Genomic DNA, 11,156 nt, shown 5'->3' on the forward strand with positions numbered 1-11,156 from the left:
TCAACTTTTTCTTCTAGTCAAATAATGCAAGCCACCAATCACCACTGCTAGGATGGCTACATAGACGACTTGGGTGGTTTCTAAAGGCACATACGCTCCTTGCAAGATGAAGGTATTGGCAAGTACGCCAACAAGGGCTGCAAGGCTCAACAGTGTGAGCAAGACTAGTTTGTATCGATTAAATGGCAGACTGACCTTGGCAACTAGACACAGACCATTGATTAAAGCCAGTAGGAAGCAAATAAATTTGACCTGACCTGGGACAGTGATAAAGAAGTTGGTCAGGAGAACACTAGCAACCAGAACGCCACCACCAATCGCCGCGTTGGTTAGGATATCTCTCATAAAGTGAGTGCTAACCTTTTCTTTATTGGACTCAAAAGTTAGAAAGAAGGATGGAATCCCAATCGTAATGGCTGAAATGATTGTAAACTGAATGGGGATAAAGGCAAATTCCAAACCAAAGATCACACTCAAAATCGCAAAAACGATGGAGAAGAAAGTCTTTGTTAGAAAGAGAGAGGCGACCTTTTGGATGTTATTGATGACACGGCGGCCTTCCATCAAGATATCATAGAATACTACAAAGTCATCTGTGAGAAAAACAATGTTGGAGACGCTTTTGGCTGCACTAGTAGCACCATTCATAGCAAAACTAATATCTGCTTTCTTGAGAGCCAGAACATCGTTGACCCCGTCACCACTCATAGCAACTGTTTTACCAGCATTTTGCAAAACGGTCACCATCTTTTCTTTCTGCTCAGGAGTCACGCGTCCAAAGATATCGTGTTCCAAGACCACTCTTTCAAAGTCCTCATCACTCACCTTGGTCATATCAATTGCTCGCGCTGATTCTTTAAATCCTGCTTTACGAGCCACCCCATATACAGCCACATGATTATCCCCACTGATAATCTTCACTTCAACACCTTGTGACTCGAAATAATCAAAGGTTTCCTTGGTATTATCCTTGATCTCATCTGACAGAACGACATGCCCTAATAGTTCCATATTGGCTGGGCTTGTAATCTGGTCCTTGCTATGAGCAAGCGATAAGATTCGAAAACCTTGCTGTTTTAGATGTTCATAGTAAGGATCCATCGCTTGGGTAAAGCCTAGAAACTCATAGGCCCCGAAGAAATAGGTCCCGCCCTCTTTTACTTGGACAAAGGAATACTTATTTTTACTTGAAAAGGCACCTACCTCTTGAACGTCCCACTTTTTCTCACAGGTTAAGTAAGTCTTCAGAGCCCGCGACGTCGCATTTTCATCGTCAAAATAGGCTAGATAAGAAGACAGTTTCTCTGCTACATTAACATCCATTTCTTGGACCTTCATATTACCAGTCGTGATGGTTCCTGTCTTATCAAAACAAAGAACATCTACTCGCGCCAAAGTTTCCACACAGTATAGTTCCTGCACTAGAACCTTCTTTTTGGCCAGCTTCATAGCCGCTACTGCTAGGGAAACGCTAACCAGTAGAATCAATCCCTCTGGAATCATGCCGACCAAGGCGCCAGAACTTCCCAAGACAATTTCAATATAAGTCCGCCCTAGACTAAAACCTCTGACATAGAGCAGAATGGCAACTGGCACCAGCAGGATAGAGACGATTTTTAAAATCTTATCCATGTAATCGCGTAGTTGAGAAGGGTATTTTTTGAATTCCTTGCTGGATTTTGCGAGTTTGTTGATATAACTATCGGGTCCGACCGCCGTTGCCGTAACCAGACAAGTACCGCTAACGACATTGCTTCCGCTCATCAGCTGGTCACCAACCGTTTTAAAGACAGAATCACTCTCACCCGTCAGCAAAGACTCATCCACTTCAATATTTCCTTCAAGCACTTCTGCATCGACAGGCACCTGATCACCCAGATTGAGATACAGGTACTCACCCAGAACGATGTCCTCTGGATCAATCTCAATCGTTTGGCCATCTCGGTTGACTCTGTACTTACTTTTACCAAGCAAACTTAGCTTTTCCAGAGAATTTTTTGAACGCACTTCTTGGAAAATCCCAATGGCTGTATTGATAGCAATCACACCTAAAAAGAGCATATTTTCAAATCGCAAGGTTGTGGCTACCAGAACTGCCAGAGCCAAGTTCATGGCATTAAAGAAAGTAAAGATATTTGAAACGACGATTTCCTTGGTTGTTTTATAGGGTTTAATGTCACTGATGTTTCGTTGACGATCCTTGATGTCTTGGCTGCTTAAATACTTCATTTCTACTCCGATATCCTTTTGTACTACTATAATAACACATATCTTTTTCTCTGTCACTTAAAGACTCAAAATAAGAAGAACTCCCTTGGCAAGCATTATCTATCACTACTTTAAGAAGCACTTAAAAACAAAAGAGGCTAGGATTCCCCTAACCTTTTTTCTTTATGCTTTATTCTGCCAAGGCTCCCATTGGATCCCATGGTGCTAACACGATTGGTTCTGCTTCATAAGCAGCTTGTTCTTCTGCTGTCAATAATTCTTTGCGAACAACGATTTGGTAAGTGTATTCGTCCATCCAAGCGTCTGAGGCAACAAAGTAACCATCTGTACCGACCTTGTCTCCCCATGAGTTTTCAACTTTCCACTTGACTGATTGTCCATTTTCGTCCAAATCAACACCTGTCAAGACCATGGCGTGGGTCATCAAGCTTTCGCTATAATCCAAACGTCCAGCCTTGTCTTGAGTGAGTTGAATATCCATGCTTGATTCAAAGTCATAAACATCAGTCGCAAGGATTCCAGCTTTGCGATTGCTGAGCTGGCCGACATCTGAACCAAACCAAACAGTTTCTCCTGTCTGCATTTGGGCAATCGCCAATTCTTTCAAGCGTTCCATTGGAACGTTGATGTAGCGAACTGCACGGCTACCAACCACATTTCCTAACATCTCAACTGTGTAAGATTTACCGTAAGGCTTGTCAGCAGTTGGGGCGTTGATAACCGAAACATAATCTTCTAAAGGCAGATTGACATATTTCTTGTAAAACTCTTGTGGAGTAATTCCCTTTTCGCTTTGATAGTTATTATCCTTATCGCGATAAGCAAAATCAAACTGGCGTGGTGGAAGTCCCAAAGACATGGCAAGGAAGTTAAAGATTTCCTGCAAGAGCTCTTCTTTCTTGGCTTGAACAGTCGCTTGGTCTGCACCAGAAGCCAACAAATCACGCAAGATTTGGGCATCTTGACGAAGCAATTTGTTAAGGATTGCATTTAACTCACGGCTACTGCTAGATGAAACTGACTCAGGATAAACAGACTTGGGCACGACACCGTATTTCTCAAAGAGGGCAACGACCATATCCCACTGTCCACCGTCTTGTTGAGGAGTTTGGAGTAGGAAGCTAACTTTGCGGCTCGTCAAGTCTTGGTCTGCAGTCGCAATCACTTGCTCCAAGAACCAGTTTGATTTCTCATACTTGTCCCAGAAGAAGGTGTGGGCTTGTGACAACTCAAAATTTTCAAGTTTGTATTGAGAGATGAGTTTGTGGCGGAAGGTGTTGAGAGCTGCAAACATCCAGCAACGACCAGAGGCTTTCTGGTTAGTGACCTTGTCCTTGGTCAAATCCAAAGAGAAAACAGGTGTGTTGTCTACATGGCTCTGACGACGTTCTAGGGCTGCAAAAATTCCGTTGTGGCTAGCAGCATTTTCGATAGCTTGGTATTTGACATTTGCTTCATAGTTAGCAAATAATTGATCCGTAAATGATTCTTGAATCGCGTTCATAGATTCCTCCTTTTATTCTACTGTCTATTATAACTCTTTTCACAAAGGAAGCAACTGAAAAATGAAAAAGCAAGCCAAATAGACTCACCTTTTTCATGTTATGGACACTATTTCACACTAGCAAAAAGTAATTCGAGCTCTTCTTGACTGACGCGACGCCATTCTCCTCGTTCTAAGTTCTCATCCAAGGCTAAAGTTCCCATCGTCAAACGTTGCAAGTCCACGACTTCCTTACCACAGTAGGCTACCATGCGTTTGACCTGGTGGAATTTGCCTTCAGCAATGGTCACCCGAACCTGGCTCTCATCCTTATCTGAATCCACTGACAAAATCTCCAGCTTAGCTGGCTGGCAGGCAAAGTCCTTGAGCGGAATGCCCTTGGCAAATGTCTCTACATCTTCTTGGGTCATAATTCCCTCGACTTGTGCCAGATAGGTCTTATCCACATGACGTTTAGGTGAAAGCAACGCATGGGCCAGATGACCATTATTAGTCAAGAGCAGGAGTCCATGCGTATCGATATCCAAGCGCCCTACTGGAAAAACTTCCTTGCTCCGAGCCAAATCATCCAGCAAGTCTAGAACTGTTCTATGCTTGGGATCCTCAGTCGCTGAAATAACTCCTTGGGGCTTGTTCATCATGTAGTAGACAAACTCTTCATACTCCAGCACTTGGCCATCAAAGCGAATCTCATCTCTTTCTTCATTAATCTGCAGTTTAGCTGACTTTTCTTTTTTACCATTTACTGTCACGCGCCCAGCCTTAAGCAAGTTTTTGACCTCTGTCCGACTCCCCACAGCACAGGCAACTAAAAATTTATCTAATCTCATAGAACCATTATATCATACTCAAAAGGAGGCTGGCCCAAGTGACCAACCTCCTTTTCTTTTCATACTCTTCAAAAATCAAATTCAAACCGCGTCAACGTCGCCTTGCCGTATAGATGTTACTGACTTCGTCAGTTCTATCTACAACCGCAAAGCAGTGCTTTGAGCAGCCTGCGGCTAGTTTCCTAGTTTGCTCTTTGATTTTCATTGAGTATCAGATTTAAGAAATTAACTTCCTCTTTCCCAGAAGATAGCTAAGACAACCATAGCACCGAGAACTGCTGGAATAATGGCTGTACCATTTAGGCTCGGCCCCCAAGAACCAAAGAGTAATTGTCCTAGAAAGGCACCAATCCAACCGAGAAACATCTTCCCAAAGCATCCCATTCGTTCTCCACGATTGGTGATAGCCCCTGCTAGTAGTCCAATTAAAAGGCCGACAAACATGCTTCCAATCATAGCTTCTCCTTAATTTGCCCAATCTCCATTGCGGAAGAGTGGTACGCGTGTTCCATCCTCACGGATACCATCGATATCCATTTGATTCGAACCAATCATAAAGTCCACGTGAACATCTGAACGGTTCAGTCCTGCAGCTTCAAGTTCTTCTTCGCTCATCTCTGCTCCACCAACAACGCTGGTCGCATAGGCTGCACCGATAGCCAAGTGGTTTGAAGCATTCTCATCAAAAAGGGTGTTGAAGAAGGTAATACCTGACTGAGAAATTGGACTTGGATCTGGTACCAAGGCACATTCACCCAAGGCACGAGCGCCCGCATTTTCAGAGACAAGGTCTTTCATGACCTGATCACCCTTCTCAGCAGTGATATCTACGATTTGACCATCCTTGAAGGTTACTTTAATTCCCTCAATGATATTTCCGTTGTAGCTAAGTGGTTTTGTAGAAGTAACATAGCCATCTGCGAGACGAAAATCAGGCGCTGTGAAGACTTCCTCTGTTGGCATATTTGGCAAGAATCCTTCGCCCTGTGCATTGATAGCACCAGCTGATTCCCAAACGTGGTTCTTAGGTAAGCCAAGTGTCAAATCAGTTCCTGGCGCTGTATAATGAAGGGCTGAAAATTGCTCCTTATTAAGCATATCTGCCTTGCTCTTGAGGATGGCTGCATGTTCTTCCCAAGCCTTAACTGGATCTTCTTCATAGACACGGCAAGTTTTGAAGATTTGGTCCCAAAGGAGATCGACTGCTTCTTCATCGCTCGCAGCATTTGGAAAGACTTTCTTAGCCCACTCAAGCCCAGCAGCGGCTGCTACAGTCCAGCTAACCTTGTTGGATTGCGTTGCGATGCGCATTGGTTTCATAGCAAGTCCCATCGCTTTGGCAGAAGCTGAAAGCTTGTCAGCGTCCACACCGTTCAAGGCACCTGGGTCAGAAGAACGGACACCAAGACGGCTAGCCTTATTTTCCAAGAGATAGTTCATCTCAGCAATCTTGTATTCTGGCACATTGTCCAGACGCTCCATCGGCGCGTGGAGGAATTTCTCACGGTTAATCACATCATCTGTCCACTGAACGATAACCTCATGCGCACCCAAGGCATAGGCTTCTTTAACGATCAAATGCGCCAACTCACGTTGCTCCACATCGATAGAGAGAGCCAAAGTGTGACCAGGTTGCACGTTGATTCCGTTCGCAACCAATAATTTCGCATATTTTTCTAGATTTTCTTTAAAATTTGGTAAAACCATTTTATTTTTCCTTTTCTATTTTTCTTTTAAAGCAGAAAACAATCCTGCTAAAGCAATGGCACCCGACAGAAGCACTGTCGATAGGATAATTGTTTCATCTGCCAGCTCTAGCTGATAGTCAAAAACCTTTTCAGCTGGTTTGTCTTCCGCAAAGATTCTAAGTTTCATAAAGATGTTCTCCGTTCTAATTCTTAAAACAAATCATCAAACAAACTCAACTGATTATCCTCTGGCATATTGCCAAGAATCCCCATTTCATCCATCTTTTCAACCAAGGTTGATGACAGTCCACCGCGTTTACGTAGTTCTGTCTTAGAGAGGAATTCCCCCTCTTCACGCGCACACACCAACTGCTTAGCAACGTTCTCTCCCAGACCATCCATGGCTACAAATGGCGGAATGAGGGTATCCCCATCGATGAGGAACTCTGTTGCCTGACTACGGTAGAGATCGAGTTTACCAAACTTGAAACCACGTTCCCACATTTCATTGACAATCTCAAGAGTTGTATAGAGGTCAATTTCCACATTAGAGGCTTCATTGTTCTTCCGTTTTTCAGCAATTTCTTGCATCTTGCGCTTGATGGCATCCAAACCCGCCCCCATTGTCTTGATATCAAAAGCCTTGGCACGGATGGAGAAGTAAGCACAGTAATAATAAATCGGATGGTGAACCTTGAAGTAGGCCACACGCAAGGCCATCATAACGTAGGCGGCCGCATGGGCTTTGGGGAACATATACTTGATTTTCCCACAGGACTCGATATACCACTCTGGTACCTTATTGGCTTTCATAGCTTCGATGTAGCCATTTCGCTCCTCTTCGGAAATCTTTAGCCACATTCCCTTACGTACCCGTTCCATGATAGTAAAAGCCATCTTAGGTTCAAGACCAGCATGCATGAGATAAACCATAATATCGTCCCGACAACCGATAACAGTCGATAGGTCCGCAATCCCTTGCTTGATCAGATCCTGGGCGTTCCCCAGCCACACATCGGTACCGTGGGATAGACCAGACAGCTGAAGCAACTCCGCAAAAGTCGTCGGATGTGTCTCATCTACCATTCCACGTACAAAGTTGGTTCCAAACTCTGGAATTCCCAGCATCCCTGTTGGAGTTCCAATTTGCTCAGGCGTCACCCCTAAAACTTCCGTTCCAGAAAAGAGAGCCATAACGCTTTCATCATCCATGGGAATTTCATTAGGGTCAATACCAGACAAGTCCTGCAGTTTCCGAATCATAGTCGGATCATCATGCCCCAGTACATCAAGTTTGAGGACATTCTCATCGATATCGTGGAAGTTAAAGTGGGTCGTCTGCCATTCAGCCGTCACGTCATCTGCTGGATACTGAACAGGCGTAAAATCGTAGACATCCATGTAGTTAGGAATAACAACGATTCCCCCCGGGTGTTGTCCTGTTGTCCGCTTGACACCAGCCGCACCCTGAGCGAGGCGTTCCACCTCTGCATCACGATAAAACTTCCCATAGTCCCGCTCATAGCCCTTGACAAAGCCATAGGCAGTCTTGGCAGCCACCGTACCAACCGTTCCTGCACGGAAGGCATATTCTTCACCAAAGATATCACGCACATCCAAGTGAGCGCTAGGCTGGTCTTCTCCCGAAAAGTTCAAGTCAATATCGGGAACCTTATCTCCATCAAAACCAAGGAAGGTCTCGAACGGAATATCCTGCCCATTTTTGCTGAGTTTGTGACCACACTTTGGACAGTCCTTATCAGGCATATCAAATCCTGAACCGTAAGAACCATCTGTGATAAATTCACTATACTGACACTGACTACAAACATAATGAGGAGAGAGAGGATTAACCTCCGTAATCCCAATCATGGTCGCAACGAAACTGGAACCGACAGATCCACGAGAACCAACCAAGTAACCCCGTTCATTGGAACGTTGCACCAGCATCTGGGAAGCCAGATAAATCACGGCAAATCCATTCCCCAGTATGGATGTTAATTCTTTTTCAATCCGCAAATCAACAATATCTGGCAGCGGATTTCCATAAATCTCAAAAGCTTTCTTATAGGTCAGCTCAGCGACCGTTTCTTCAGCCTTATCGATGAAAGGCGTGTACAGGTCACTCTTAACCACCTCAACAGGCTCAAAGGTTTCTGCCAAGGCATTGGTGTTTTCAATAACCAGTTTACGAGCCAGTTCCTCGCCCAAAAAGGCAAATTCATCCAACATCTCATTGGTTGTTCGAAAATGAGCCTTTGGCAGAGGAGCCGGTTGGGCATGTTCACCGTGACCAATGGTTCGGTTAATCATAGCCCCCTGTCCCAAACTACGGACGATAATTTCACGGTAAATCTCTTCTTCCGGTTCGATATAATGAACATTTCCCGTAGCCAAAACGGGCTTGCCAAGGCGGTCTCCAACCTCTATCAAACTCTTGATAATGGTCTGGAGTTCCTCCATATCCTTAACCTGCTCTTTAGCAATCAAGGGCGCATAGATAGCTGGTGGCATAACCTCGATAAAGTCATAATACTTGGCCACCTCAACCGCCGCATCCACACCTTGGGAAACGACCGCATCGAAAACTTCACCCTCTGAACAGGCTGAGCCTAAAATCAATCCCTCCCGATGAGCATCTAGAACCGTTCTCGGAATCCGTGGCACCCCTTCAAAGTATTTGGTATTGGACAAAGAAACCAGCTTAAAGATATTTTTTAGACCTACTTGATTCTTGACATAGATTGTCGCATGCTTGATCCGAGCTTTTTTATAAGAGTCTGGACTAATCAAATCAATATTCAGTCTAGCCAGATCAGTCACACCATGTTTTTCTGCTACATCCTTGATAAAGATAAAGAGCAAACGACCAGTAGCTTCCGCATCGTAGTTGGCCATGTGGTGGTGGTCCAGTGCCACACCAAAACGCTTGGTCAAAGGTCCCAAACCATGACGTTTATACTCAGGATAGAGGTTTCTAGCAAACTCGAGCGTATCAATAACTGGCTGGCTAATCTTAGGCAAACCATGACGCCCATAGTTAGCATTCATAAAGCCAACGTCAAAGGTAGCATTGTGGGCAACTAGAACCGTATCCTTGCAAAACTCTTGGAATTCTTGTAAAACTTGTTCCAGTGGTTTGGCATTTTTGACATGATCATCTGTAATTCCAGTCAACTCGGTAGTAAAGGCTGACAAGGGATATCCAGGATTGATAAATTCATCAAATTCGGCAATAACATTTCCCTTGTACATCTTAGAAGCCGCAACTTGAATCAAGTCATTATAGATAGCTGAAAGTCCCGTCGTTTCCACGTCAAAAACCACGTAGGTCGCTTCTGACAAGTCCATCTCCACTTCGTTGTAAACGATAGGAACACGGTCTTCAACGATATTGGCTTCCATTCCATAGATCAGCTGAATTCCTGCTTTCTTAGCTGCCTTGTAGCCATGTGGAAAGGACTGAACATTCCCATGGTCCGTGATGGCAACCGCCTTGTGTCCCCACTTTGCAGCTGTCGCAATAATTTCCTCTACTTCTGGCAGAGCATCCATGGTCGACATATTAGTATGAGCATGAAACTCAACCCGACGCTCACCTTCCGGCATCAAATCCTTCCGCTCATAGTGAACAACTTCCTGCACATCCTGCACGTTCATTGTCAAATCTCGTGTGAAGTTATTCATCTCCACATTCCCACGAACACGAAGCCAGGAATTTTTCTTAATGATGTCAAACTTCTGAGCCTCTTCTTCATTCTTAACCCATTTTTGCATTGAAAAACTTGAAGTGTAGTCCGTCATTTTAAAGTTGATCAAAACGCGACCAGTTCTGGTCACCTTATGCTCCACATCAAAAACGACCCCTTCAAAGACCAAACGATTCTCCTCAGTCGTCACATCAATCATCTGGGTAACTTCAGCCTTATCCAATTTTGGTTTTGCCACAGCCTTTTTAGCCTGAAAATCAAAGGCCGGTTTCTCTTCTACTGGAGGAGGAGCCATCTGTTCCAGTTGTTCGATAGCACGCAAAGCCTCTTCATTAGCAGCCTGAACGATTTGTTCATTCTCCGTATGGAAGGCTTCCTCCTGCTCCTGTGTAAGAACATCATTCTTTTCGATTTGGCAGACAAAAGCTGGAAAACCAAACTTTTTAAGTTGCTTTGTTAAATTAGGAAGATGATTTTTCTTAAAGTGTTCCTTATCAATCACCTCTGAACCTTCAATAAATAGCTGATTTCCCTCTGCACGAACTTGCAAATTCTGATAAAGAGACTTAAACCCTTGACTAGCACATGGACCTTCAGAAAAAGCCTCCTTATAGTAGGCCTGCAAGAGTTCATTTGAAAATTCTTGAGAGAGAGCCTTGATTTCGAAAACAGCTTGATTCCCTGTCTTAGAAAATTCTTCACTAAGCCCTTTCTTTAACTCTAAAAAGATTTCAATCGGTAAAATATTAGAAAATACAAAATGAAATTCCCAAATCTTACTAATTTTATGAACCACAACACGCTCAATACTTGCATTAACAAGAGCAGGATCCTGTCTCAATTGATCAGAGACTCCTATTTGATTCATTAAAATTTCAAACTTACTTGACATTCAATTTCCTCACATTATTCTCTTACTATTTTACCATAATTAAAGAAAATATATAGCCACTACCATTCCCTTAAGCACTGCTAGTTTTCCTAAATTCATTCCTTAAAAACAAAAAAGAAGATTCTCAGAATCCCCCAGATAAACAAAAAAGATACCCTAAAGTATCCTCGTGATTGATCGGGAAGACAGGATTCGAACCTGCGACACCTTGGTCCCAAACCAAGTACTCTACCAAGCTGAGCTACTTCCCGCGTTAAATAGAAAAAATGCACCCTAGAGGAGTCGAACCTCTAACCGCCTGAT

7 protein-coding genes and 1 tRNA gene are annotated in these 11,156 nt (G+C 43.8%); all 8 read right to left on the minus strand.

Annotated elements, in window-relative coordinates; translation table 11 throughout:
- The 8 genes from KZX55_RS08515 to KZX55_RS08550 all read right to left on the minus strand — a co-directional run bounded on the left by KZX55_RS08515 (nucleotide 1) and on the right by KZX55_RS08550 (nucleotide 11,104).
- On the minus strand, nucleotides 1-2,229 hold the full coding sequence (locus KZX55_RS08515) for an HAD-IC family P-type ATPase (protein WP_248026739.1): 2,229 nt from the start codon (nucleotides 2,227-2,229) through the stop codon (nucleotides 1-3).
- Between the two features lie 169 nt (nucleotides 2,230-2,398).
- The gene (pepC, locus tag KZX55_RS08520; protein ID WP_248026748.1) at nucleotides 2,399-3,733 is read right to left on the minus strand and encodes a C1 family peptidase; all 1,335 of its coding nucleotides are present in this window, start codon (nucleotides 3,731-3,733) and stop codon (nucleotides 2,399-2,401) included.
- Nucleotides 3,734-3,840: 107 nt separating this feature from the next.
- Complete coding sequence (locus KZX55_RS08525) at nucleotides 3,841-4,563, minus strand: pseudouridine synthase (RefSeq protein ID WP_248026750.1); 723 nt, start codon at nucleotides 4,561-4,563, stop codon at nucleotides 3,841-3,843.
- 225 nt (nucleotides 4,564-4,788) lie between these two features.
- The gene (locus KZX55_RS08530; RefSeq protein WP_084868702.1) at nucleotides 4,789-5,019 is read right to left on the minus strand and encodes a GlsB/YeaQ/YmgE family stress response membrane protein; all 231 of its coding nucleotides are present in this window, start codon (nucleotides 5,017-5,019) and stop codon (nucleotides 4,789-4,791) included.
- 9 nt (nucleotides 5,020-5,028) lie between these two features.
- Nucleotides 5,029-6,270, minus strand: a complete 1,242-nt coding sequence (locus tag KZX55_RS08535; RefSeq protein ID WP_248026752.1) for an aminopeptidase — start codon at nucleotides 6,268-6,270, stop codon at nucleotides 5,029-5,031.
- A gap of 15 nt (nucleotides 6,271-6,285) precedes the next feature.
- Complete coding sequence (locus tag KZX55_RS08540; RefSeq protein WP_000776620.1) at nucleotides 6,286-6,438, minus strand: hypothetical protein; 153 nt, start codon at nucleotides 6,436-6,438, stop codon at nucleotides 6,286-6,288.
- Nucleotides 6,439-6,461: 23 nt separating this feature from the next.
- Entirely contained in the window at nucleotides 6,462-10,853 is a 4,392-nt protein-coding gene (locus KZX55_RS08545; RefSeq protein WP_248026754.1) for a PolC-type DNA polymerase III, read from the minus strand.
- Nucleotides 10,854-11,030: 177 nt separating this feature from the next.
- Nucleotides 11,031-11,104: transfer RNA gene (locus KZX55_RS08550), tRNA-Pro, on the minus strand.
- Nucleotides 11,105-11,156: the final 52 nt, after the last annotated feature.

It is taken from the genome of Streptococcus halitosis, from assembly GCF_023147855.1.
GTDB classification, from domain to species: domain Bacteria; phylum Bacillota; class Bacilli; order Lactobacillales; family Streptococcaceae; genus Streptococcus; species Streptococcus halitosis_B.

Bases quoted from the DNA above. Each gene is read 5' to 3' on its own strand.
- KZX55_RS08515 (WP_248026739.1), bottom strand. From the start codon at position 2,229: ATGAAGTATTTAAGCAGCCAAGACATCAAGGATCGTCAACGAAACATC.
- pepC (WP_248026748.1), bottom strand. From the start codon at position 3,733: ATGAACGCGATTCAAGAATCATTTACGGATCAATTATTTGCTAACTAT.
- KZX55_RS08525 (WP_248026750.1), bottom strand. From the start codon at position 4,563: ATGAGATTAGATAAATTTTTAGTTGCCTGTGCTGTGGGGAGTCGGACA.
- KZX55_RS08530 (WP_084868702.1), bottom strand. From the start codon at position 5,019: ATGATTGGAAGCATGTTTGTCGGCCTTTTAATTGGACTACTAGCAGGG.
- KZX55_RS08535 (WP_248026752.1), bottom strand. From the start codon at position 6,270: ATGGTTTTACCAAATTTTAAAGAAAATCTAGAAAAATATGCGAAATTA.
- KZX55_RS08540 (WP_000776620.1), bottom strand. From the start codon at position 6,438: ATGAAACTTAGAATCTTTGCGGAAGACAAACCAGCTGAAAAGGTTTTT.
- KZX55_RS08545 (WP_248026754.1), bottom strand. From the start codon at position 10,853: ATGTCAAGTAAGTTTGAAATTTTAATGAATCAAATAGGAGTCTCTGAT.